Source organism: Actinoplanes sp. NPDC049598, from assembly GCF_040675435.1.
In the GTDB taxonomy this organism is placed as follows: Bacteria; Actinomycetota; Actinomycetes; order Mycobacteriales; family Micromonosporaceae; genus Actinoplanes.
Genome location: NZ_JBFAOX010000007.1, coordinates 179,850 through 203,798 on the forward strand (window position 1 = coordinate 179,850; position 23,949 = coordinate 203,798).

Annotated in this window: 19 protein-coding genes; 5 read left to right on the top strand and 14 right to left on the bottom strand. The window is 72.3% G+C overall.

Annotation, left to right across the window (positions count from 1 at the left end; all coding sequences use genetic code 11):
• Nucleotides 1-20 precede the first annotated feature (20 nt).
• Both AB0J66_RS18405 and AB0J66_RS18410 read left to right on the top strand, forming a co-directional pair.
• Nucleotides 21-2,255 (top strand): bifunctional diguanylate cyclase/phosphodiesterase, encoded by a 2,235-nt coding sequence (locus tag AB0J66_RS18405; RefSeq protein ID WP_364661631.1) that lies wholly within the window; start codon nucleotides 21-23, stop codon nucleotides 2,253-2,255.
• Nucleotides 2,256-2,309: 54 nt separating this feature from the next.
• Entirely contained in the window at nucleotides 2,310-3,116 is an 807-nt protein-coding gene (locus tag AB0J66_RS18410) for a class I SAM-dependent methyltransferase (protein WP_364661633.1), read from the top strand.
• Here the strand turns inward: AB0J66_RS18410 and AB0J66_RS18415 are convergent, their stop codons facing one another.
• From AB0J66_RS18415 to AB0J66_RS18445, 7 genes are all read right to left on the bottom strand, one after another.
• On the bottom strand, nucleotides 3,117-4,037 hold the full coding sequence (locus AB0J66_RS18415; RefSeq protein ID WP_364661636.1) for a viperin family antiviral radical SAM protein: 921 nt from the start codon (nucleotides 4,035-4,037) through the stop codon (nucleotides 3,117-3,119).
• Nucleotides 4,015-4,860 (bottom strand): inositol monophosphatase, encoded by an 846-nt coding sequence (locus tag AB0J66_RS18420; RefSeq protein ID WP_364661638.1) that lies wholly within the window; start codon nucleotides 4,858-4,860, stop codon nucleotides 4,015-4,017. Before AB0J66_RS18420 ends, AB0J66_RS18415 begins: the two co-directional genes overlap by 23 nt.
• Entirely contained in the window at nucleotides 4,860-6,407 is a 1,548-nt protein-coding gene (locus AB0J66_RS18425; RefSeq protein ID WP_364661640.1) for a prenyltransferase/squalene oxidase repeat-containing protein, read from the bottom strand. Before AB0J66_RS18425 ends, AB0J66_RS18420 begins: the two co-directional genes overlap by 1 nt.
• A gap of 413 nt (nucleotides 6,408-6,820) precedes the next feature.
• On the bottom strand, nucleotides 6,821-7,342 hold the full coding sequence (locus AB0J66_RS18430) for a GNAT family N-acetyltransferase (RefSeq protein WP_364661642.1): 522 nt from the start codon (nucleotides 7,340-7,342) through the stop codon (nucleotides 6,821-6,823).
• Nucleotides 7,339-9,753, bottom strand: a complete 2,415-nt coding sequence (gene pepN / locus AB0J66_RS18435; protein WP_364661644.1) for an aminopeptidase N — start codon at nucleotides 9,751-9,753, stop codon at nucleotides 7,339-7,341. The genes AB0J66_RS18430 and pepN overlap by 4 nt, the downstream gene beginning before the upstream one ends.
• A gap of 487 nt (nucleotides 9,754-10,240) precedes the next feature.
• Nucleotides 10,241-11,059 carry a hypothetical protein gene (locus AB0J66_RS18440; protein ID WP_364661647.1) on the bottom strand — a complete coding sequence of 273 codons (819 nt, stop codon included), beginning with the start codon at nucleotides 11,057-11,059 and terminating at the stop codon, nucleotides 10,241-10,243.
• A gap of 121 nt (nucleotides 11,060-11,180) precedes the next feature.
• Nucleotides 11,181-12,758, bottom strand: a complete 1,578-nt coding sequence (locus AB0J66_RS18445; RefSeq protein WP_364661650.1) for a cellulase family glycosylhydrolase — start codon at nucleotides 12,756-12,758, stop codon at nucleotides 11,181-11,183.
• A 117-nt stretch (nucleotides 12,759-12,875) separates the two neighbouring features.
• Here AB0J66_RS18445 and AB0J66_RS18450 point away from each other — a divergent pair, with 117 nt between their 5' ends.
• Nucleotides 12,876-14,120 (top strand): PP2C family protein-serine/threonine phosphatase, encoded by a 1,245-nt coding sequence (locus tag AB0J66_RS18450; protein WP_364661653.1) that lies wholly within the window; start codon nucleotides 12,876-12,878, stop codon nucleotides 14,118-14,120.
• Here the strand turns inward: AB0J66_RS18450 and AB0J66_RS18455 are convergent.
• From AB0J66_RS18455 to AB0J66_RS18480, 6 genes are all read right to left on the bottom strand, one after another.
• A complete protein-coding gene (locus tag AB0J66_RS18455; protein ID WP_364661656.1) occupies nucleotides 14,104-15,552 on the bottom strand; it encodes a GGDEF domain-containing protein in 1,449 nt (482 codons plus the stop codon). The genes AB0J66_RS18450 and AB0J66_RS18455 overlap by 17 nt on opposite strands.
• A 56-nt stretch (nucleotides 15,553-15,608) precedes the next feature.
• Complete coding sequence (locus AB0J66_RS18460) at nucleotides 15,609-16,277, bottom strand: class F sortase (RefSeq protein WP_364661658.1); 669 nt, start codon at nucleotides 16,275-16,277, stop codon at nucleotides 15,609-15,611.
• On the bottom strand, nucleotides 16,274-17,062 hold the full coding sequence (locus AB0J66_RS18465; RefSeq protein WP_364661659.1) for a hypothetical protein: 789 nt from the start codon (nucleotides 17,060-17,062) through the stop codon (nucleotides 16,274-16,276). The genes AB0J66_RS18460 and AB0J66_RS18465 overlap by 4 nt, the downstream gene beginning before the upstream one ends.
• Before the next feature lie 24 nt (nucleotides 17,063-17,086).
• Nucleotides 17,087-18,550 carry a serine/threonine-protein kinase gene (locus tag AB0J66_RS18470; protein ID WP_364661662.1) on the bottom strand — a complete coding sequence of 488 codons (1,464 nt, stop codon included), beginning with the start codon at nucleotides 18,548-18,550 and terminating at the stop codon, nucleotides 17,087-17,089.
• A gap of 61 nt (nucleotides 18,551-18,611) precedes the next feature.
• The gene (locus AB0J66_RS18475; protein WP_364661665.1) at nucleotides 18,612-20,072 is read right to left on the bottom strand and encodes a molybdopterin-dependent oxidoreductase; all 1,461 of its coding nucleotides are present in this window, start codon (nucleotides 20,070-20,072) and stop codon (nucleotides 18,612-18,614) included.
• Nucleotides 20,072-20,716 (bottom strand): fasciclin domain-containing protein, encoded by a 645-nt coding sequence (locus AB0J66_RS18480; protein WP_364661667.1) that lies wholly within the window; start codon nucleotides 20,714-20,716, stop codon nucleotides 20,072-20,074. The genes AB0J66_RS18475 and AB0J66_RS18480 overlap by 1 nt, the downstream gene beginning before the upstream one ends.
• 137 nt (nucleotides 20,717-20,853) lie before the next feature.
• Between AB0J66_RS18480 and AB0J66_RS18485 the strand changes: the two genes are divergently transcribed.
• Nucleotides 20,854-21,642 (top strand): maleylpyruvate isomerase family mycothiol-dependent enzyme, encoded by a 789-nt coding sequence (locus AB0J66_RS18485; protein ID WP_364661669.1) that lies wholly within the window; start codon nucleotides 20,854-20,856, stop codon nucleotides 21,640-21,642.
• Between the two features lie 10 nt (nucleotides 21,643-21,652).
• Here the strand turns inward: AB0J66_RS18485 and AB0J66_RS18490 are convergent, their stop codons facing one another.
• Entirely contained in the window at nucleotides 21,653-22,816 is a 1,164-nt protein-coding gene (locus AB0J66_RS18490) for an ROK family transcriptional regulator (protein ID WP_364661672.1), read from the bottom strand.
• Nucleotides 22,817-22,859: 43 nt separating this feature from the next.
• Between AB0J66_RS18490 and AB0J66_RS18495 the strand changes: the two genes are divergently transcribed.
• Complete coding sequence (locus AB0J66_RS18495; RefSeq protein WP_364661674.1) at nucleotides 22,860-23,687, top strand: substrate-binding domain-containing protein; 828 nt, start codon at nucleotides 22,860-22,862, stop codon at nucleotides 23,685-23,687.
• Nucleotides 23,688-23,949 lie beyond the last annotated feature (262 nt).

Consider the following 23,949-nt stretch of genomic DNA (forward strand, 5'->3'; position numbering starts at 1 on the left):
TCCCGATCAGCAACCATGTGGTGAGTCAGCGGCGGGCATGGTGGGTGGCCCTGGTCGTGGGCGTCGTAGTGGTCGGTGGCTATTTCCTGCTGCCCCGGCAGGGGCTGGCCCAGAGCCTGGTCTACAACGCCGTCGGCCTGGTCTACGCGGTGGTGATGGTGGTGGGCGTACGCCTGTTCCGCCCGGCCCGGCCGGCCATGTGGTACCTGTTCGCCGCCGGTCAGCTCATGTTCGTCATCGGCGACGTGATCTGGGAGATCTACGAGTACGTGCTGCACCTCAGCCCGTACCCGTCGCCGGCCGACATCTTCTACCTGGCCTGCTACCCCCTGCTGGCGGCCGGCCTGGTGCTGCTGGTGCGCGAGCGGCACGGCCGCGACCTGGCCGGTCTGATCGACGCCGCCATCCTGGCGACCGGCGTCGGGCTCGTCTTCGGCGTCTTCGTGCTGCACCCGATCGCGGCCGAGGCCGGCTCCGTCCTGGAACGGCTCATCGGCACCGCCTACCCGGCGGCCGACGTGCTGCTGCTGGCCCTGGTGGCCCGGCTGTTCACCGGTGGCGGCCAGCGCACGGTCAGCACCAAACTGCTCGGGGCGGCCGCGCTGCTGATGCTGGTCGCCGACGTCGTGTACGCCGTGCTGAACCAGTATTCGTCGTACGACGGCGGCAACCCGCTGGACGCGCTCTACCTCATGTCGTACGTGCTGTGGGGCGTGGCCGCCCTGCACCCGTCGATGGCGCCCAGCACCGCCCCGGTCGACCGGGCCCGGCCGACCGGGCTCGGCCGTCGCCGGCTGGTCACGCTGACGGCCAGCTCGCTGCTCGCGCCGGCCTTGCTGTTCGTCCCGGCCACCATGCGGCACAACAGCGACCTGTACGCGGTGGCGGCCGGCGCGATCGTGCTCTTCCTGCTCGTCGCGGCCCGGATGTCGGGCTTCGTGCGGCAGGTGCAGCGGCAGGCCGGCCAGCTGGAGGACCTGGCCCTGCACGACGACCTGACCGGCCTGGCCAACCGGCGGCACTTCCTGCGCCGGCTGTCCGAGGCGCTCGGCGCGGGCCGCCCGGCCGTGGTCCGGATCAACGTCAACGGCTTCAAGAACGTCAACGACCAGTACGGGCACACGGTCGGCGACCGCCTGCTGATCGCCCTGGCGCGCAAGATCGAGAAGGCGGCGGGCGGGGGTGGGCTGGCCGCGCGGATGAGCGGTGACGAGTTCGCCGTCCTGGTCCCGGACGCGGCCGGCGCCCCGGCCGTGCTGAACCGGATCGCCCGCGCCTTCGCCGTCCCGACCACGGCCGGCGACCATGCCCTGCTGATGCGGGTGAGCATCGGCTACGCCGAGGCCGGCGACACCAGCGAGCCGCTGGAGTTGCTGCGCCGGGCCGACATCGCCGTGTTCGCGGCGGCCGACGACGGGGAACCGTGCCGGTACACCCCGGAGCTGGACGCGACGGCCCACGAGGAGGCCAGTCTCGGGGCCGACCTGCGGACCGCACTCGACGCCGGCGACTTCCGGCTGGTCTACCAGCCGATCGTCGAGCTGCCGCACGGCCGGCTCATCGCCGTCGAGACGCTGGTGCGCTGGACCCATCCCGTACGGGGCCCGATCGGACCCGACGTCTTCATCCCGATCGCCGAGCGCACCGGCGTGATCGTCGAGCTGGGCGCCTGGATCCTGCGCGCGGCCTGCCACCAGGCCGCGACCTGGCGGGCCACCCTGGGCCCGGACGCGCCCGGCCGGATCAGCGTCAACGTCTCCCCGCGCCAGCTGGCCCGCCCCGGGCTGGCCGAGATGGTCGCGGCCGCCCTGGCCGACAGCGGCCTGCCCGCCGGCTGCCTGACCATCGAGGTCACCGAGACGGCCGTGCTCGACGGCGGCCCGTCCCTCCAGGCCCTGCACGATCTGCGGGCGCTGGGCGTGCTGATCGCCCTGGACGACTTCGGCACTGGGCACTCGTCGCTGACGCTGCTGCGCACCGTCCCGGCCCAGATCCTGAAGGTCGACAAGTCGTTCATCGACGAGATCGCCACCCCCGGCGGGTCCGCCGTCATCGCCGGCGCCCTCATCGAGATCGCCAACGGCCTCGGCATGACCGCCGTCGCCGAGGGCGTCGAGACCGCCGACCAGGCCGACCGCCTGGACCGCCTCGGCTACCGCCTCGCCCAGGGCTACCACTTCGGCCGGCCCGCGCCGGAACTCCCCGTTTCCGGTGACATCGCGCTCGAGGCCGGTCGTGTCCCGGTCGCCGGGTGACCGGGCTGACCTACACTCCCCTCCGATCAGGCTCCGTGGCTCATGAGGAGAGAGATGCCGGACCGACGGCTGCACGACCCGGCCTACCTGAGACGTTCGCAGTACGGTTCGCCGGCCCGTCTGAGCGCGCGGATCTCCCTGCACGACCGTTACAGCGTCAACCCGGTCGGCTGGCACCGGTGGGTGTTCGACCAGATGGACCTGCCCGCGGACGCCGTCGTTCTCGAGGTCGGTTGCGGCACCGGGGCGCTGTGGCAGCGCAACGCCGATCGCGTGCCCGCGGGCTGGCGGGTCACGCTCTCCGATTTCTCGCCGGGGATGCTGGCCGGGGCGGACCGGCGACTGCGCGAGGGCCCGTGGCGGCCGGCCGCTTTCCTGCTGGCCGACGTCACCCGGCTGCCGCTGGGGCCGGCCTCGGTCGACGCGGTGATCGCCAATCACATGCTCTACCACGTCGACGATCGCGAGCGGGCCGTCGCGGAGATCGCCCGGGTCCTGCGGCCGTCGGGCACCCTGTTCGCCACCACGAACGGCTACCGCCACGTCGAGGAGATCGTCGACCTGGCCCGCCGGGCCGGGATGGGCGGTGGGCGCGTCTCGGACGCGGAGCGGTTCGGCTTCGAGAGCGGCGAGAAGCTGCTCTCCGGCCGGTTCCGGGACGTCGAGGTGCTGGTGCACGCCAACGCGCTGCAGGTGCCCGACGTGGAGCCGGTCGTCGGCTTCCTCGAGTCGACCGCGGACGCCCGGGAGGTGAGCCGGGTGGCGCTGGACTACGTCCGCGACGAGGTCGCGCGGAAGATCTCGGCCCACGGCTTCCTGACGGTCACGACCGAGGCCGGCATGTTGCGGGCCCGGAAGTAGTCAGACGGTGGGCGCCGGGCAGGATTCGGGCCGGCGGCGCCAGTCGTACCGGCCGCCCCGGCGCAGGAACCGCTGCGGGAAGAGGCGGACCTGCGCGGCCGCGCCGGCCACCCCGGCCGACAGGATCGGGTCGCTGTAGGCGTAGACGCCGTCCACGTTGTCGATGAACCGGCCGGCCGGATCGACCATGGCGTAGCTGCCGAGCATGTCGTCGCACCGCTCGACCACCATGTGCACGCCGTGCCGCCGGACGATCTCGTGCCGGGCGACGAAGGCGTCGAACTCGTCCGCGGTGACGCTCATGGCCGCCATCCCGGCGTCGTTCTGCCCGGCGATGCGCAGGGCCTGCATCACCTTCCACCGCTCGGGCCGGGTGGCGAGGATGAAGGCGGCCAGCGACTCGGCCCGGTTGGCCCGGCTCACCACCGTGTTGATCTTCAACCTGATGCCGTACGACACGGCGAGCCGGCCCATCTGCTCGATGTGCTCCCGGGGGATCGGCCGCCCGCGTGTGGCGCGACCGATGGTCAGCAACGTCCGGTCCAGCACGCTGTCGAAGCTGATCGCCAACCAGTCGAGGATGTCGGCCAGGCTGCTGATCAGGGCCGGTTCGAGTTGCGAGCCGTTGGTGACGACCGAGGTGGTCACGCCGTGGCGTTTCGCCGTCTCGATGAGCTCCGGGAGCCACGGGCAGAGCATCGGCTCGCCGCCGGCGAAGTTGATTTTCGTGAACCCGGCGCCGGCGAGCCTCTTCACCACTTCGACGGCTTCGTGTTCGTGCAGATGACCCTCGGGCAGGACGCTGTGCCGGACGTCCTTGAACTGCGCGAAGCAGTAGCGGCAGTGCATGTTGCACGGCTGCCAGACGTGGAAGTTCACGGCCTCGATGAGCGGTGCTCTAGATCTTCTTCCGGCCCGCATGTCTGCTCCCTGCTGTCAGGTTCACCGCAGCGAGGAGATCCTTGGCGAGCTCGGGGTGCGCCGCGGCGATGAACGAAACGGGTTGTTCCCAGAGATCCCGGGTCGGTGTCAGCCGCCGCCCGTCCGGCCCGACCACGCAGGCGCCCGAGGCCTCCAGGAGATGCAGGCCGGCGCACACGTCCAGGAGCTTGGCGTCGATGCAGACGATGCCGTCGAGGGCACCGGTGGACACCAGCGCCAGGTCGAGCGCGGGCGCCCACAGGTTGAGGATCCGCTTGCAGCGGTCGGTCAGCAGGCGCTCGGCGTGCCGGCCGTAGTCGCGGGCCGAGCGCGAGTACCCGGTCACCAGGGACAGGGTCGCGTGCGCGAGATCGGTCCGGGGCCGCCGGCCGCCGGGACCGCTGGGGCCGGTGGTGGCCGAGTACTCCCGGCCCAGGATCGGGTCGAACACCAGCGCGAGCACGATGCGCGAGCCCGAGAACAGGGTGATGGCTATGGCGCAGTGCGCGATCCCGTAGCCGAAGTTGTTGGTCCCGTCCAGCGGGTCCACCAGCCAGGTGTGCCGGGTGTCGGGCCAGCTGGTGTCCAGGCCCTCCTCGGAGACGATCCCGTAGTCCGGGAACTCCTCGCTGAGGATCTCGATGATGGTGCGCTGAGCCACCAGGTCGGCCTTCAGCTGCACGTCCGACGGCCCCTTGTAGGCGGTGATCTCCCGGACGCCGAACTCGGCCCGGATGGCGGCGGCAGCGGCGTGCACGGCCCGCCGGGCCGCGGAAAGTTGCCGCGACGGGAGGGTGACGGCGACTGCTTGGTCGGTGGTCACTATTTGTTCTCCATTTCAGTACTCCTCTTCCGGTTACGGCGGATTTTGTATTCCTCGGCGAGAATCGGCGGGGCGAGGGCACTCACCGCGGCCACGACGGCCGTGATGACCACGGACCCGACGTGCCGGAAGGCCGAGCTCGAAGTGAGCCCCTCGAGCAGCCCGGCCTGGGAGGCGGCCACGATGGCCACGGCCACGGTGACGGCCGAGAGCCAGGCGTACTGCAGGGAGACATGCCGGAACTTCTGGGTCCGGACCATGCCGGTCGAGCTCGTCACGTAGGCCAGGGCGCTCTCCATCAGCTCGCGCTCGTGCTCGCGGTAGCTGGAGGTGACGATCAGCGGGATCCGGCGCGAGTTGGCCGTCAGCACCGAGCGCAGCGCCAGCACGGCGTCGTGCAGCGTCCAGATCGGATTGGAGCCGTGCGCGGTCAGCGAGCAGCGCCACGAGCCGTCCGTGTCCTGCAGTGCGAGCAGCCGGCGAACGCCGGTCAGCACCGCCGGGTCGCCCAGGTCGTGGCCCGCCTCGGCCAGGGCGGTGAGCACCCACGGCGTGGCGAAGTGCCGGAACTCCATGCGGGTCGAGGTCGAGCTGTCGACGACCGTGTTGATCGAGGTCGGCGGCCACGGCTCCTCGGCCTCGGCGTTCAGGTGGGCGCGCAGGTAGTCACAGGCCCGGGTGATCGCTTCGTCCTGCTGCGGGGTGCCGGAGGCGAGCAGCCCGATCACCGCGTGGGCCGTGTACGCGGCCGAGGTGCCCTGGCCGCTCTGCCGGGCGCCGGCCGCCCAGCCGCCGTCCTCGTCCTGCTCCCGGCGCAGCCAGGAGACGCCCTTGGCCACCGCGTCGAGGCGCTTGCAGGCGCTCAGCACACGCACGGCGAGGGCGGTCGGCACGACGTGGGTGTGCTCCGCGCCGGCCGAGGACGGCCAGCCACCGTCGCTGCGCTGGATCGACTCCAGCCAGGTGGCGGCGCGGCCGATCCGCTCGTCGATCGGCGCCCGGCCCGACTCGAGCAGGGCCATCAGGCCGTAACAGGTGCTCTCTGTGATGGAGACCTCGCTCGGCCGCCCGATCAGGGCCCGCCGGACCTGCCAGCCGCCGTCGGGGTTCTGCATGTCCTCCAGCGAGCGGACCGCCTCGTCGATGCTCTCGGGCCGGCCGGAGTACTGATGGGCCAGGATGCCCTGGGCGGTGGAGAGGACACCCACGGTCTTCCCGTCGAAGTACTGCGACCAGCCCCAGTAGTCGTCCTCGCTGCAGAGGTGCTGGTCCAGATAGCTGATCGACTTGGTCAGGGCTCTCTCGATCATGGCGCCGATGGCCGGGGCCGAGGACTCCGCGGTCTGCCGCCGGTGCGCCAGCTCGATCAGGTCGAGGCGCTCCACCGTCGATCTTCTCTGCCGCAGATCGGCCAGGGTCATCAACCGGAGCCGGCTGTCCTGCGGCGGTTGCCGCGTGTCCGGAGCGGCGACCTCGGCGATGATTACCGCGTCGTCGAGTTTCGCGCTGAGATCGGCCAGGCCGATGTATTCGACATCCAGCTTCAATTGTTCTTTTACTTCGCTCTTAATCCATTCCGAAAGGTCGTCGTACGCTCGTGCCGGTAAATTGAGCCGAGGCAGCGAATACCGATCGTGCTCGCCCCACACCATGAACTGATCGCCGTCGTCTCCGCTGGTCAGAATGAGGGAAACCGGCTGGCGGTGTTCGGTGCTGGTTCGTTGTTGAGGAATCGTGACCACAGAGTCTCCATAATCCTCACGAGATCCGGACAATTACCGTATCCCACAGGCGGCCCCGGTGACGACCCTCGATAGTGTCGGCTTGTCGCCTCTTACAGGTTTCGCAAAAGGATCATGAGCCGAAAGCTATTACACTCGATCATTCGGAAGGGAAAGCCAGAATGGCTCGCCCGAACGGGTGGACGTTCCGAGAACGAGAAACCCGGCGGTGTGAATTCTCAGAAGACGTGGCCGAGCAGGTCGATCTCGCCGGCCGGCCACGCCGCGTCGCCCACCGGGCGGACCATCAACTCGTGCGGGGTCACCGAATGGGCGAGGCCGATCACGTGGTGGTCGTTGATCTTCACCCAGCTCAGCGGATTGCCGACCCGGGTGAAGCCGTGGCGGCGGTAAAGGCCCTCCTCGTCGGCGAACAGGATGACGAAGTCGATCCGGCAGGCGGCGGCGTAGCCGACCACCTCGTCGAGCAGGCGGCCGGCCAGGCCCTGGCCGCGGCTGTCCTCGCGGACGCACAGGTCGACCACCCCGAACGTGCGCAGGACCCGGTCACCCACCCGGATCACGCGCAGCTCGACCCCGAGCTGCGCCGTCACCGTGGGGCCATCCGTGACCACCCACCGGAAGTGGGGTGGCAGCTTGAAATAGCTGCGCTCCGGATAACCGGGAAAACAGGACGCCAGCAGGTCTTGCAGGCCGCGATGCAGCTCGGGCTCGATCTCGGCCTCGAGCAGCCGTCTCACCCGCGGGTCCGGAGCATCCGGCGCAGCGTGTCGGAGTGTTCCAGCACGCTCTGCCGGACGACCGGCGCGACGTCGGCGGCGGCCGCCGCGGCCCGGGCCGGGAAGTCGGCGGTGACGCCGAAGCGGGGGAGCAACAGGCTCGAGTAGACCATCGCCGGGACCATGCCGCCACGCTCGAAGGTGGGCAGCAGGCTCAGATACTTCTCGCCGTAGCCGGCCAGGAGATCCTCCTGGCCCGGCCGCCAGAACGCCGTCCCGACCGCGCGCATGGCGCTGATCGGCACGGCCCGGTCGACGGCCATCATCTGCCACAGCGCGGCCTTCTCGGCGGCGTCCGGGCGGGCCGCCCGCACGGCCAGGGCGCGATGGCCGGCGTCCGGATCCGGGTCGTCCTTGAGCAGGCCGGCCACCTCGGCGTCGGTCTCGCCACCGAGCTCGGCCGCGCGGATGAGGCAGCGCCACCGCAGGTCGGGGTCGGCGCCCATCTGCAGGGCGGCCACGGCCTCGAGGTCGGGCGCCGAGCGGACCATGCCGCGCAGGGCCACCTGCCGCCGGGCCGGCTGCTCGGCCAGCTTGGCGCACGTCGCGAAGAACTGGGCCATCAGCTCGGGCCGGTCGGCCTCGCCGGCCCAGAACTCGGCGGCGTCCCCGGCCAGGCGCAGGTACGGCTCGATCACGGCGTCGGACGTCTCCGCGGCCAGCACGGCGGTCAGGAAGCCTACGGCCTCGGCCGGCGTAGCCTCCCCGTTGAGCAGCATGTCCCACACCGTGGCGACCGCGACGCCGCGCGCCACCGGCGTCGGCAGCCCGGCCGCGTCACCGATCAGCGTCTCCCGCTCGGCGGCCGCCGGGCGCGTGGTGGCGAACGTCAGGTCCTCGTCGTTGACCAGATAGAGATCGGCGCCCGCGGGCAGCTCCACCGCGGTCTCCGCGCCCCGCACCTCGACCCGCTCCACCGCGATCCGGTCAAAACCTTCGGGGCCCCGGCTGTACGCCCCGACGGCCAGCACCTGGGGCCGCGGGTCACCGGCCGGGCCGCGCCCGGTCAGCGTCGAGCCGTCGAAGGTGAACCGGTCGGTCCCGGCCGTCTCCAGCCAGCCCGCCCGCCACGCGTCGAGGTCACGGCCGGACGTCTCGGCCAAGGCGTCGATCAGATCCTGCAGGGTCGTGTTGCCCCACGCGTGCCGGCCGAAATACGTCTTCATCCCGGCGACGAAGTGCTCCTCACCCACGTACGTCATCAGCTGGTGCAGAACCGAGGCGCCCTTGGGATAGGTGATCTCGTCGAAGATCGCGGCGGCCTCGGCCACGTCGGCCACCGGCTGCCGGATCGGGTGCGAGATCGGGCTCTGATCGGCCCGGTACGCGGCGAGCTTGCCACCGGCCAGCAGGCCGACCCGGGCGTCGGTGTGCCGGGTGGCCCGCTCGGCCGCCCAGTAGCAGGCGAACTCGGCGAACGCCTCGTTCAGCCAGAGGTCGTCCCACCAGCGCATCGTCACGATGTTGCCGAACCACATGTGCGACATCTCGTGCAGCATCACCACGGCCAGCATCTCCTGCTCGGCCGGGGTCGGCTCGGAGCGCCGCAGGAAGAAGTCCTCCCAGGTGACGCAGCCCCAGTTCTCCATGGCGCCACCGAAGTCGGGCATGAACACCTGGTCGTACTTGCGCTGCGGGAACGGCATGCCGAAGACGCCGGCGAAGAACGCCAGGCCCTGCTCGGTGATCGTGAACATCTGATCGGCGTCCCGGTCGAGCACCGACGCCAGCGAGCGGCGGCAGAACAACCCCAGATCGTGGCCGCTGATCTGACGGCGTACCTCATGCAGCGGACCGGCATTGACCACGGTGTTGTAGGTCGCCAGCGACGGCGTGTCCGGGAAGACCCAGCGCCGCCCGCCGTCAACCTCGTCGATCCGCGGGTCACCGGAGTTGGAGGCGACCGTCCAGCGCGCGGGCGCGGTCACGGTGAACGCGTGCGGCGCCCGCAGATCCGGCTGGTCGAAACAGGCGAACAGGTAGCGCGCCTCGTCGGGCGCGAAGGTCGTCCACACGTACACCTCGCCGTCGGCCGGGTCGACCGCCTTGTGCACGCCCGCGCCGTCGGTGGTGTCGGTCTGCCGGGTCTCGACCCGCAGCGTGTTGCGCTCCCGGAGCCCCTCGAGCGCGATCCGCCCGTCGACCGCCGCCGGCAGCGGCTCCCCGTTGAGCGTGGCCGCCACCACCGGCGCCACACAGTCGACAAAGGAGGCCGCACCGGGCTCGCGACAGGTGAAGGTCACGGTCGACACGCAGTCAACCGCGTCACCGTCGACCAGCCCGGTGAAGTCGATCGCGACGTCGTAACGCTCCACGGCGATCAGCGCGGCCCGCTGCTCCGCCTCGGCCTGGGTAAGACTCCGGGGACTCATCCGCCCGATGGTAGAGGGCGGCCGGTGTTTCGTCAGGCCCGCCGGAACGCTCAGCGGTAGGTGGGTGAGGTCCGCTCGGTCGTGCGGCACCGCCGGCAGGTGCGCTCCTGCGGCGAGTTGAATTCCGTGTTCACATATCGCCAAGGGCCCCAGTCATGCTCCGGCCACGAATCGGTGGTCCCGCACCGGTCGCAATGCCGGACCCGCTCGCACCCGTCCAGGACCCAATCGCCCCAGCCGTGCTGGACCCGCTCGTCGGTCCGCCCGCACACTTCGCAGACCCGGACGCTCTCACAGCGGCGGCCGGGACTGGTCCACTGCCCCGCATGCCGCCCCACCGCGCACCGAATCTTCCCCGCGACGTTCACGACCGCCACCCCTTCCGCGCCTGCTCCGGTTCCGGGTCTCCTCATCGTCGCTCGCCGGTGCGGCGCCGGTGCAGGGCCGAAAGCCCCTCGTCTCCGCCGCTCAGGCGTGCCCACTGGTGTCAGGTGCAGCGCGGCCCCGGCGGACCGGTCGCGGGAATGAACGAGAGCTCCAGACCCTCGCGGGACCGCCGGACGGTGCGGGACTCGCTCGGTCGGTAGAACGCCACCCAGCCGTCGTTCTCCCCCAGATAGAGCGCGTAGAAGACCGCCTTCCCCGCACGGATGCAGACCGGATCGGCGTGCACGTCGAAAACGAAAGTGAGTCCCGCCGGCGGTATCGGATGGCCGTCGATCACTCGATCGGCGAGCCCGGCCATGCGATTGGTGGCGAACTGAATGCCCTGGCTGTAGACGAAGGTGGCTGCCGCCACCCAGAGCAGAACGAGTGCCCGTCTCCGGGCCGGGCTCCCGGCGAAACGATGCAGCACGACCGTGAGGATCGCGGTGGCCAGCACCGTCGCCGTCACGATGACCGTGGTCTTCACGAATGGCCGCGCGAACAGGACCGGCGCCATCGTCACGCCGAGCAGAATCGGCCCGATGCCGGCCACCACGGCCACGCTGACCGACATGGTGACCATCGCGGACGTCTCCTGGAAGAACCAGGACAACGCCGCCTGAGCGACAGCGAACACGCCGGCCAGCAGGAAGAGGAAGATCGCCAGAGCGATGGTCGTGTGCGAGATGATCTGCCGCTGATCCACGCCGACGTCACCCGGCGAGATGCCGAGGGCTTCGTAGAACCGGTCGTACCCAAGAGCGACCAGGCTGTACACCAGCCCGCCGGCCAAGCCCAGCACCGCGGCCGCGTTGGCCAGGATCGCAAATGCCGTCGGACTGAGCCCCGCCGCCTCCGAAGCGCCTGTGTCGTCGGCCACGCCCCCAGTCTGCGACCCGCAACCACCACGCCGGCCCTCTGCGTCCGGCATCGGACTCGCGCCACGCCGGGTGGGATGGCGGGACGTCGGCCGGGGCGCCGCCACGCCCCGGCCGACGGTCCTAGGAGCAGACCGTGCTGCCGAGCTTGACCGCGCTCGGAGCCGAGGCCGTGCCGTTGGCGACGAAGCCGATGGTGATGGAGGCGCCGGGGGCCAGGGTGGGGCTGCTGCTCGGGGCTGCTGCCGTCACGGTGGTGCCGGACTGGGTGACGGTGGCGTTCCAGCCGTTGGAGAGGGTCACGCCGGTGGGCCAGGTCCAGGCGGCGCGCCACGGGTTGACGGCGGCGGTGCCGGTGTTCTTGACCGTCAGGGAGCCCTGGAACCCGCCCTGCCAGGCGTTGTCCTGCTTGTAGGTGGCCGTGCAGCCGCCGGTGGCGGGGGGCGGAGTGGTCGGGCCGCCGGTGGGACCGCCGCCGCCGACGGGGGCGATCAGGTAGGGCTGGATGATGGCCTGCTTGGCCGTGTTGACGGTGGTCCAGTCGTCGTTGGCGATGCCGCCGGTGTCGCCCGAGTTGGGGTTCCACGACCAGTAGGTGAACGACATGCCGTTGACGCCGGTGCCCGTGTAGGCGAGCAGGCTCTGCAGCCACACCTTGTCGATGTTGTTCTGCAGGGTCGTGCCGAACTCGCCCATCATGATCGGGGCGATGTTCTGCTTGTACAGGTAGCCCCAGTACTTGTCCCAGATGGCCGGCATGTTGGCCGGGTAGCTCGGGTCGTCGAACCAGGCCTGGTGATAGACGGACGTCGCGTACTCGTGGGGTGAGTAGACGAGCCGGTTCGCGACGTCCAGACGGACCGGGAACTGCCCGGCCTTGGAGAGGTTGCCACCCCACCAGCCGCAGTCCTCGTCGTTGCTGGGGTCGTTGTCCCAGACGTTCGACAGGCCGCCGCTGGGGCAGCTGACGCCCTCCACGAAGATCAGCCAATTGGGCTGTACGGAGAGGATGGCGTTGCCCGCGCGTTCGGCGGCCAGCCGCCAGTCGCGGGCCTGGTCGCCGCAGCCCCAGCAGGCGCCGGTGGCGGCCGGGTTGGTGCCCTCGGCGTGCGGCTCGTTGTGCAGGTCGGCGCCGATCACGGTCGGGTTGCCGGCGTAGCGGCGGGCCAGGGCCTGCCAGTTGGCGATCCACGTCGTCTCGGGCACGGCGGCGGTGTACCAGAGGGCGGTCTGGCCGGCGGCGGTCGGCCGGTGCCGGTCCAGGATGATCCGCATGCCCTTGGTGCCGGCGTAGTCGATGACCTTGTCGAGGATCTGCAGTGGGGACAGCCCGACCAGGTCCGGGTTGGTGAAGTCGTTGATGCCGCTGGCGGTGGCGCCGGTCTTGAGCGCGTCGTCGGAGAACGGCACCCGTAGCGTGTTGTAGCCGAGCCCGGCCATCGTGTCGATCTGCGAGCGCCACGGGTTGCTCGACCACAGGCCGTGGAAGGTCTTGTTGTCGGTCTCCATGCCGAACCAGTTGATGCCGGTCAGCCGGACCGTGGCGCCTGTGCTGTCGACGATCTTGTTGCCGTTGGTGTGCAGGTAGCCGGTGCCGGTCGACGCCGCCGCCGGCCCGGCCGTGACGGCCGCCGCGACCAGGCAGCCGGCGGCGGTCAGGGTCGTGGCCGCGGCCGCGATCAGGGATCTGAGTGAGCGCACTTGGACTCCGTTTCTTCGGTGGGGGAGCCGAAATCCAGTGATGGCCATCGTTGCATGGGAGCGCTCCCAGAGCAACGTCATGTTTGCGCTGGGCCCGGCGGTGGCACTAGGACCACGATGAGCGAACTGGACTTCTTGCGGCAGATGCTGCGCCAGTCGCATCACGCCCGGCCCGAGGACCTGCCGGAGATGGCGATGCGGGCGGCCTCGGCCGTGGGGGCGACCGCCATGGTGATCTACGTTGTCGATCATCAGCAGCGTGTGCTCCTCCCGCTGGCGGGCGGCTCGGCGCCACCGCGAACGCCGGTGGCGGTCGACGGGACGCTGCCGGGGCACGCCTACTCCATGGTCACCCCGTACACGGCGGAGACCGACACCGGCGTACGGCTGCTGTTGCCCCTGCTCGACGGCGCGGAGCGCCTCGGTGTGCTCGAGACGACGTTCGACGCCGCCCCGGACGACGGCCTCGTGGACAACTGCGTGACCGTGGCCTCGTTGCTGGCCGAGTTGTTGGTCACGCGCAGCCTCTACAGCGACACCATCGAGGACGTACGCCGGCGGCAGCCGATGCGCCTGGCGGCCGAGATGCTGCGCGCCCAGCTGCCCCCGCTCAGCTTCTCCACCGGCCACCTGATGATCAGCGGCATCCTGGAGCCCTGCTACGACGTCGGCGGCGACGCGTTCGACTACGCGGTCAACGGCGACACGGCTCACCTCGCGCTCTTCGACGCGACCGGGCACGGCTCGTCGGGCGGCATGCGGTCGGTGATGCTCGCGTCCCTGGCCCTCGCGTCGTACCGCAACGCCCGCCGGGCCGGCCTCGACCTGACCGCCACGTACCACCACATCGACGCCTCGGTCCGCGACCACGACCGGTTCGGGATGATCACGGCCGTGCTGGCCGAGCTGGATCAGCGCACCGGCGCCCTGCGCGTCATCTCGGCCGGGCACCCGGGCGGCATCGTCCTGCGGCAGGGCAAGGTCAGCAAGGTGCTCCCGACCCCGACCGCCCTGCCGGTGACCCTGGGCGACCAGCGCCCGCCGGTGGTGGTCGAACAGGCCCTCGAGCCGGGCGACCGGCTGCTGCTCTACACCGACGGGATCATCGAGGCCCGCTCGCCGGAGGGCGAGCAGTTCGGCGTCGACCGGCTGGTCGACTTCGCGGTCAAGGCGGTGGCCGACCAGCTGCCCCCGCCCGAGACGACCCGCCGGCTGGTGCACGCCATCCTCGACTACCAGGACGACCGGCTGCAGGACGACGCCACCGTGCTGCTGGTCGAATGGATGAGCCCGGCCCCGGCCGGGGCGGGCGACGCTCCGCCCACCCCGCCCGCCGGCGACCTGCTCAACCCTGGAGTGTGAGCGCCGGCGCGGGCACGACCCGGTCGCGGCCCGCGTGCTTGGCCTCGTACAGCGCCTCGTCGGCCCGGGCGACGAGCTGCTCCGGGATCTCGCGGCCGTCCCAGAGCGCGACCCCGGCCGAGAAGCTCTGCCCGTGCGGGGTGGCCGCGCGCATCCGGTCGAGGACGGCCACCGCCGTCTCCAGCGACTGACCGGTCAGCAGGACGCCGAACTCCTCGCCGCCGTAGCGGGCCAGCAGGTCGCCCGCGCGCAGCTGGTCGCGCCAGGCGGCCGCGGCCTCCTTGAGCAGCCGGTCGCCCGCCGGGTGGCCGTGGGCGTCGTTGAACCGCTTGAAGTGGTCGATGTCCATCAGCGCGACCACCACCGGCCGGCCGGAGCGCAGCGCCTTGGCCATCTCCCGGCTCAGCTCCAGGTCCCACGCCCGCCGGTTCGGCACCCCGGTCAGCGCGTCGTTGTGGGCCAGCGCGCGCAGCTGGGCCGCCTGGTCCTGGACGCGGGAGATCAGGCCGGCCATCCGCCACAGGACGAACAGGAACAGCACGACGGAGCTGAGCGCGATCGCCGCCCAGTCGATGGTCGCCGGATCGGTGAACCCCTGCACGACCAGCACCGCAGGCGCCAGCAGGGACGCCACCGCCAGCAGGGCCAGGCGCCCGGTGGTGAACCGTTCCGCCCGGTCCGGCGCCACCTCGGACAGCGCCCGCATCGACGGGTGCAGCGCCGCGGCGCCCCACAGCAGGTACATGGCGATCCATCCCGCGTCGAGAAGGCCGTCGCTGTAGACGGTGAACATGTTGATCACGGCGTAGCCGATGTCGCTGACCATCATGGCGGCGATCCCGGCGATCAGCAGCCGGTAGCTGGCGGTGCGGGCGCCGGGCGTGGTGAGCAGCCGGACCACCATGATCAGCAGCAGCAGGTCACCGGCCGGGTAGGCCAGCGCGGTGAGCCGCTGCAGCACGCTGAGCGACTCGTCGTCCGCGATCGGGCGCATCAGGAACGACCAGGCGAGCAGGGACAGGCTGGTCGAGACGATCGCCGCGTCGAGCAGGCCGGCCCGGTCCCGGCCGGAGATCCGGCCCTTGATCAGCTGGAAGGCGCCGATCGCGAACAACGGGTAGGCCGCCAGGTACGGCACGTCGGCCGGGGCCGGGAACGACTCCCAGTGCCACGCGAAGTACTGGAGCTCGTACACGACGTCGCCGACCGCCCACATGGCGAGCGCGGCGGCGAACCAGTACCACACCCCGGCCCGGCGCGGCCGGTGCCGGCGGATGCCGAGCACCACCGCGCCCGCCGAGGCGAAGCCGAAGGCGTTGTACAGGCCCCAGCCCCAGGGATTGTCATCGGGCAGGGCGAGATAGGCGGCACCGGCCACGCTCCCGTACACCAGCCACCACTGCCATCCCGGTCGACCGCGCAGAAACTCCACGATCGCAACCATCGGCGGCCCGGACCGGGACTGAACACCGGCTACGGCGATCTCCGTCACTCCCGACCGGCGACCGCTCGCAGGTCGGCGTAGGCGACGACGTTGTCCTCGTAGTGGCCGGCGCCGCTGTCGAAGGCGCCGCCGCAGGTGATCAGCCGGAGGCCGGCATGGTCGATGGGGCCGTAGACGGCGTCGGCCGGGAAGCGGTCCTTCGGATAGCGGTCGACCCGGGTGATGGCGAAGACGGCCACGGCGCCGTCCGCGCGGGTGACCCGGACCTGGTCGCCGGGGCGCAGCGTGGCCAGCCGGGCGAACGTACCGTCCTTGCCGTGGAAGTCGACGTGCCCGGCGAGGATCGCCGGGCCGAGCGAGCCCGGGGTCGGCGCCTTGGTGTACCAGCCGACCGTGCGGGCGTCGGACGGTACTTGCATGCTGCCGTCCGGCTCCAAGCCCAGCCCGGCGACCGGTGTGTCGGCGTGCAGCGCGGGGATCGCCACGCGGACCGGCGGCGAGGTGGGGAGCAGCTCGCCTCGGGTGAGCGCCCGGCCGGCGTCGGTGCTCACGGGCCCCGTGGCGCCGCTCGGCCCCGGGCCGCTCTCCGGTGCCGCGACGGTCACCGGGGGCTCGGCGGCCGGCTGCTCGCGGTGGCCCACGACGAGCGCCGCCACCCCGCCGACGGCGAGGAGCACGGCGGCGGCGCCGGCCCAGGCTCGACTGCTGATCATCCGCGCGGCAGGACGAAGGAACGCCGGCGCACAACGACCGACAGGCCCAGGGCGGCGAGCAGGGCCAGGCCGCCGACGCCGTACCAGGTGGCCGCGGCGTTCCGGGTGCTGCCGTCGCCGGTGGCCACCCCGCCGACCGGGATCGAGCCGGCCGCGGCGCCGGAGACCATGCCACACAGCGCCGGGTCGGTCGCCTCCTCCGGGATGCCGTTCAGGCCGGCCGACTTGGCCAGCGTGGATTCGCCGAGCCCGGCCAGGTCGTACTTGTGGTTGCCGTTGGCGTCGACGCCGTGCTGGACGATGTGCAGGTCCTTGAGGTGGGCCACCGTGCCCGGCGGCAGGTCGGCCCCGGCGATCGTCCGGTCGTAGCGGAGGTTGCCGCCGGCATCCGCGGTCGGCATCCGGTCGACGGCCAGCCCGCTCGCCTTCGACGTGTCACCCCGGGTGGTCAGCGAGACGAAGATGTCGCCGTAGGCCGGCATGCCCTCCTCGGTGCTGACGTAGCCGTTGCCGTCGGTGTCGGCCGACATGTCGGGGCAGTGGAAGTCCATGCCCATGGTGGAGCCGTGCAGGTGCTGGGCGTGCGGCGAGTTCGGCACCAGCCCGGTGCTGCGGATGCTGATCCGCAGCCCGCCGTCGCCGGTCGCGGTGAGGGTGGCCGTGCCCTGAGCGCCCGAGTGGTTGAGCTCGAGCAGCTTGACGTGCACGCTCTCGTCGGCGCGGGCCGGAGCGGGGGCGGCCAGCACCAGGAGGGCGGCGGCGGCCAGGGCGGGGATCAGTCTCATGAGATTCCTTCGCGGTGAGGGGGTTCAGCGGGCGGAGGCGAACAGGTCGACCAGTTGTCGCTGCTGGGGCTGGGTCGCGGTCCAGTCGGCGGCGGGGACGCTCCAGCGCAGCAGGTAGGACCGGTCGTCGGTGACGGCGAGCAGGACGCGGCGCTCGTGCAACGTGGTGGCCGAGTCGGGGCGCCAGGTGTACTCCCAGTCGGCCCCGCCCCGCCGCATCAGCAGCACGCCCATGCTGATCCGCCGGTAGCCGGGCCGGCCGCCGGCCTTCTCGCGGGCCTGCCAGTAGGACAGCGGCTGCCGGGTGACGACCGCCGAGACGGTCACCGTGAAGGCGCGCCGCCCACCCGGGGCGCTGAAGCAGACGTCGTTGCCGGTGGTGGAGCGGCGCCAACCGGCGGGCACCGCGAGCGAGAAGCCGGCCGGGTCGCGGAACCAGACCCAACCGGCCGGCAGCCCCGCGGGCACGGCGGTGGTGGCCGGGGCGATCGCCTGCTCCTCGGCGCCGGCGCCGCACAGGCTCGCCGGGGCGCCGATCGCCGCCGGCGCGATCGGGGCCGTCGCGGCCGTCGCGGCGGGCCGCTCGGCCTCGGCCCGGTGATCCGCGGCGGCGAGAACCACGCCCCCGGCCGCCAGCAGCGCGACGGCCGCGCCGGCCACGACGTAGCGGGCGGCCGGCCGGCGCCGGGGCGGGGCCGCAACCGTCGCCCGGCCCCGCCAGATCCCGGTGTCGCGCAGCCGCGCCTCGGTCTCGGCGGCGGTCGGCCGGTCGGCCGGGTCCTTGTCGAGCAGGTCGAGCAGCAGCGGGCCGAGCGGCCCGGCCCGGCGGACCGGGTGCGGTTCCTCGTCGAGCAGGGCCCGCAGGGACTCGTCGGTGTCGCCGCGGTCGAACGGCGCCCGGCCCTCGACCGCGGCGTACATCGTCGCGCCGAGCGACCACAGGTCGGCCTCCGGGCCCGCCTCGGCCCCACGGACCCGCTCGGGCGCGACGAACAGCGGCGAGCCCATCAGCGGGTCGGGTCCCTGATCCCGCTCGCCGAAGGTGGCCAGGCCGAAATCGCTGAGCACGACCCGGCCGTCGGCGGCGAGCAGGACGTTGCCCGGCTTGACGTCGCGGTGCAGGACGCCGGCGGCGTGCGCCGAGCGCAGCGCGGCCAGCACCTGCGACCCGATCCGGGCCACCTCGCGCGGGGGCAGCGGCCCGTCGTCGCGGACGGCCTGCTGCAGCGAGCGGGAGGGTACGTACTCCATCACGATCCAGGAGCGGTCGCGGTACCAGGTCACGTCGAAGACCTGGACCACGCCCGGATGGTCGAGCCGGGCCGCCGCCCGCGCCTCGCGCACGACCTGGGGGCCCAGGAACGTGACCTCCTTGACCGCCACGACCCGCTGCAGCAACTCGTCGTGGGCCCGCCAGACGCGGCCCATCCCGCCCTCGCCGACGATCTCCAGCAACCGGTACCGGCCGCCGATCACCTCGTCGGTCATGGTCACCCCCCTCTGTTCGCGAGAGGGATTCGGAGCCGGGCCGGCCGCGGATGGGTCCGTCTCAGATCACGGTGACGGTGATGGTGTGCCAGCCGGTGGCCCCGCTGGGGAACGGCGTGGCGCGGTCCTGGGTCTGCACGGCGCCGGTGCCGTCGGTGGCCCGCACGGCGAGCGAGTGCGGACCCGGCTTCGCCGTCCAGGTGTGCCGCCACTGCACCCAGGTGTCGACGGACGGCACGGGCAGCAGCTCGGCCGCCTGCCACGGGCCACCGTCCACGCTGACCTCCACCTTCGCGATGCCCCGGCGCTGGGCCCAGGCCACGCCGGCCACGGTGACCGGGCCGGCGGCGGGGCGGGCGAACGGGCGGGGCTTGTCGATGCGGGAGGCGGTGCGGACGGTGCCCTGCTGGGCCCAGCCGCGCTCGACCCAGTACGCGTCGAACGCCTCGAACGTGGTCAGCTCGAGCTCGGTGACCCATTTGCAGGCGCCCGCGTAGCCGTACAGCCCGGGGGTCAGCATCCGCACGGGGAAGCCGTGCTCGGGCGGCAGCGGCGCGCCGTTCATGGCGACCGCGAGCATCGTGTCGCGGCCGTCGAGCGCGGTCGCCACCGGCGTGCCGATGGTCATGCCCTCGGCCGACCGGGCCACGATCTGATCGGCCCCGGCCCGCAGGCCGGCTTCCCGCAGGAGCGACCCCAGCGGTACGCCGAGCCAGCGCGCGGTGCCGATGTACGGGCCGCCGACCTCGTTGGACACGCAGTTCAGGGTGATGTCGCGCTCGATCAGGGCCCGGCCCAGCAGGTCGTCCAGGGATAGCCGGAGCTCCCGGTCGACCATGCCGTGGATCCGCAGCGACCAGGTGTCCGGGTCGATCCGGGGCACGGTCAGCGCGGTGTCGACGCGGTAGAAGTCGGCGGTGGGGGTCATCAGACCGGGGATCAGTGGCTTGGCCGCCGAGGCGGGCGCCGGCAGCCGCAGGTCCGTGCGGACCCGGCCGACCGTGCGCCGCAGGACCTGGGCGCCGCCCTCGGCGAGCACCGCCGCGCCGGCCACCAGCGCCGCGCCCTTGAGGAACGACCGCCGGTCCCGGCTCTCCGAAGCGACAGGGCCCAGCAGCCACCACAGGGTCGCACCGGCCACCGCCGCGGCGAGCACCGACGGTACGGCGTCGGGGAGCGTGCCGGCCGGCCGCGACAGAGCCGCGGCCGCACCGGCCACCCCGAGCACCGCCGCGCCGGCCGCCACCAGGGCGCGGCGGTGCTGTCCGAGAACGCCGACCAGCGCGGCGAAGAGAGCCACCACGAGGCCGACCGAGGCGAGCAGCACCGGCTTGTCGTGGGTGCCGAGCTCTCGTACGGCCCATTCCTTGACCGCCGTGGGCGTGGCGTCGATGACCGCGCCGCCGACGGCCACGAGCGGGCCCGCCCCGGGCCGGGCCGCGGCCGCGAACAACTCCGCGACCGCGACCCCGAGACCCGCGGCGAGCACCCCGGCCAGGGCGCCGCGCAGGAGGCGCCGCATCAGCTCTTCGGCATCAGGACGGAGTCGACGATGTAGACGTTGGCGTTCGCGGTCTGCACGTTGCCGCAGATCACCGAGGCCGCGCCGTTCACCTTGAAGTCCGTGCCGGAGCCGCTGACCATCAGGTCCTTGCCCTCCAGGGTCTTGTGGCCGCCGGCCAGGTCGGCCGGGGTCAGCTTCCCGGGCACCACGTGGTAGGTCAGGATGTCGGTCAGCGTCTTCTTGTCGGCCAGCACCTTCTTCAGGTCGGCGGCCGGGATCTTCTTGAAGGCGTCGTTGGTCGGCGCGAAGACGGTGACGCCGTCGGCCGAGTTGAGCGAGTCGACCAGCCCGGCCTGCTTGACCGCCGAGACCAGGGTCGACAGCAGCGGGTTGCCCGAGGCGGCGGTGGCCACCGGCACCTGCGCCATGGCCTGGAAGCTGCCCTTGTTGGCCGGGTCGGCCGGCACGGCGGCGCAGCCGCTGCCGAAGTTGACCGTCGAGTCGGTCATCGGGGCGCTCGACATGCTGGGCGCGGCGCTGGCCATGGTCGGCGCGGCGGCGGGGGCGGCGCTGTTGTCGGTGGAGTCGTCGCTGCCACAGGCCGCCAGCGAGACGGTGAACAGGGTCGCGGCGGTGAGGGCTACGAGCTTCGGTGCACGCATGAGATTTACTCCTCCGAGTTGGTTCGTACGGCTTTGATTCGGTACGGGAAGTCCGCCGGATTGGTCCGTCCGCAGAATCTTTTTCCGCCGGGGATTCGGAGCGAAGAGGATCAAGGATGGGTCACTAGGCTCTCGGCATGACAACTCTCGCCGCCCGTACGATCGGCGCCCTGCGCTCCGAGCACGACGACCTCGCGTCGGTGGTCGCCACCCTGACGCCCGCGCAGATCGAGGGGCCGTCCGGCGCCTCCGAGTGGACCGTGGCCGACGTCCTGTCCCACCTGGGCAGCGGCGCCGAGATCACGCTGGCCGGCCTGCGGGGCGGCACCGGCGAGGCCGAGGCACCCGGGCCCGGTTTCAACCAGAGCGTGTGGGACCGGTGGAACGCGCTGAGCCCCGACAAGCAGGCGGCCGGCTCGGTGGAGTCCAACGCCAAACTGGTGGCCGCCTTCGAGGCGCTCACCCCGGAGCAGCAGGCCGAGCTCGCGATCAACCCGGGCTTCCTGCCGGAGCCGCTGCCGCTGGCCGCCTACGCCGGGATGCGGCTGAGCGAGGTGGTTCACCACGGCTGGGACGTACGCGTCGCCGCCGACCCCAAAGCCGCCCTCGCCCCGGAGCCGGCCGCCGTGCTGGCCGAGCACCTGGCCGGAAACCTCAGCTTCTTCCTCGGCTTCATCGCCAAGCCGGACGCCATCAGCGAGCCGGCCGTCGTCGAGATCGCCGGCACCCCCTACTTCATCGTGCTGGGCGACGGCGCCCGCTTCACCACCGAGGCCGCCGCCCCGACCGCGACCTTCACCGGCCCCCTCGAGGCGGCCCTGCGCCTGCTGGCCGGCCGCCTGTCCCCGGCCCACACCCCGGCCGGTGTCGAGGTGACCGGCAACGTCACCCTGGACGGCCTGCGCGCGGTCTTCCCGGGCTTCTAACCCGGGCGGGCTAGTGGCCCGGGGCGATCGAGGCCTGGACGACCAGGGCGGCGGCGCCGATGGCGGCGGCGTCGCGGGGCTGGGCCGACAGCTCGACGGCGATCTCGTGGCGGCGGCGGGCGTGGGCGGTGCGGGCGAGGTGGGCGCGCAGGCGGCGAGCGTAGATGGAGCCGGCGACGGCTACGCCGGGGCCGGTGAGCACGACCCGGCCCAGGTCGAGCAGGTTGACCATCGAGGTCACGGCCACGCTGAGGTGGCCGGCGGCGCGGTCGACCACGGCGAACGCCTCCACGTGGCCGCCGACCGCGGCCTGGGCGATGGCGTCGTAGGCGGAAGACAGAGTGCCGTCGAGGGGCAGGCGGGCGGCCAGCTCGGGGTCGGCCCGCGCCGCCTCGACGGTCGCCGCCATCGACGCGTACCGCTCGACGCAGCCCTGGTTGCCGCACGGGCACGGCCGCCCGTCGTACTGGATGGAGAGGTGACCCAGCTCGCCGGCGTCGAAGCTGGCGCCCCGGAAGAGTGACCCGCCGAAGACCAGGCCGGCCCCGATCCCGGTCGACAGGTAGACGCTGCCGAAGGTCTGCTCGCGCGACACCCGGCGGCTCCAGAACTCGCCCAGGGCGGCCGCGGCCGCGTCGTTCTCGACCAGCACCGGCAGCTTGAGCCGGTCGGCCAGCTCGGCCCGGCCCGTCTTCCAGTCCGGGTAGTCGGCCTCGTGCCCGGGCCGGGCCGTCGGGCCGACCACGGCCAGGCCCTCGATGCGATCGAGAGGCAGGTCAAGGGCGGCGGTGAAGTCGTCGAAGCGTACAGCCAGCAGGTCGGGAAGAGGCGAATCGTCCAGCGGGACCACCTCGCGGCCGACGACCCCGCCGGTCAGGTCGATGGCCACGCACGTGATCGACTCGGGGCCGAGCTGGAAACCGATGCCGAACCGGTTGGCCGCCTGCAGGGCGAGCAGCTTGCGGGGTTTGCCGCGGGCGGAGTCGGCCGTGGTGCCGGTCTCGTGGACGACACCGTCGGCGATCAGGTCCCGGACGATGTTGGAGATGGAAGGCTGGGTCAGGCTGGTCAGCTCGGCCAGCTCGACCCGGCTGATCGCGCCGGCCGAGCGGATGACGTCCACGATCAGGGCACGGCTGCCCGGACCGGCGGCGGGCGCTTCTCGACGAGCCATGGCGGTACGGTATCGCTTCGGGCGAGACGACCAGGAGGAAGACGTGCATCAGGAGCGGCGGCGGGTCGGTCTGGTCCTCGCGCGCCCGGCCAAGGTGCTCGGCGAGGAGCCGTACTACCACGAGTTTCTCGAGGGCCTGGAGCGCATGCTCACCCCGGCCGGCGTCTCCGTCCTGGTGAAAGTGGTCACCGACAGCGAGGCCGAGGCGGAGACGTACGAGCGCTGGGCCGCCGACGGCCGGGTCGACGGCGTGGTGCTGACCGATCTGGCCCCCGACGACGACCGGGTCGGCCTGGTCCTGCGGCTGGGGCTGCCGGCGGTGGTGATCGGCGCTCCCTCGACCGCCTCCGGCCTGCCCACGGTCTGGACCGACGACCTCGGCTTCGCCCGCGAGGCGATCCGCTTCCTGGCCGAACGCGGCCACCGGGTGATCGGCCGGATCAGCGGCCCGCCCGCCTTCGCCCACACCCAGCTGCGCCGGACCGGCGCCGACGAGGAGGCGAAGGCCCGCGACGTGCGGGTGCTGCACGCGGAGGGCGACTACTCGTACGAGTCGGGTCGCGCCGCCATCACCGAGCTGCTGGAGGCGAAACCGACCGCGGTGGTCTGCGACAGCGACCTGATGGCCCTGGCCGTGCTGGACACGCTGCGCGAGCGCGGCCTGAACGTGCCGGCCGACATCTCGGTGGTGGCCTGGGACGACTCGGCCCAGTGCCAGCTCGCCGTGCCCGCCCTCTCCGCCATGAGCCACGACGTGGCCCGCATCGGCGAGCTCGCGGCCGGCGCCGTCCTCGACGCCATGAACGGCGTCCCCCCGGCCGTCTACGAGGCCCCGGCCGCCCACATCGTGGTCCGCGCCAGCACCCGCTGAGCCTTCCTCGTTGTAACGGCGGCGTTGTCATATCCGGCCGTCCACTCAGGCGGTAGGCGGGGTCGAGAAACGTGGCTGTGCCGGATATTTCCGGCCCCAGCCCGGCCAACCCTAGCTCCGGACCAGCCCAGCTCGGCCCGGCCCAACTCGGCCCAGCCCAGCTCGGCCCAGCTCGGCCCAGCCCGAGCCCCGGCCAGTCCGGCCCCCCCGGCCGGCCCAGCCCAGCTCGGCCAAGCTCGGCCCAGCCCAGCTCGGCCCAGCT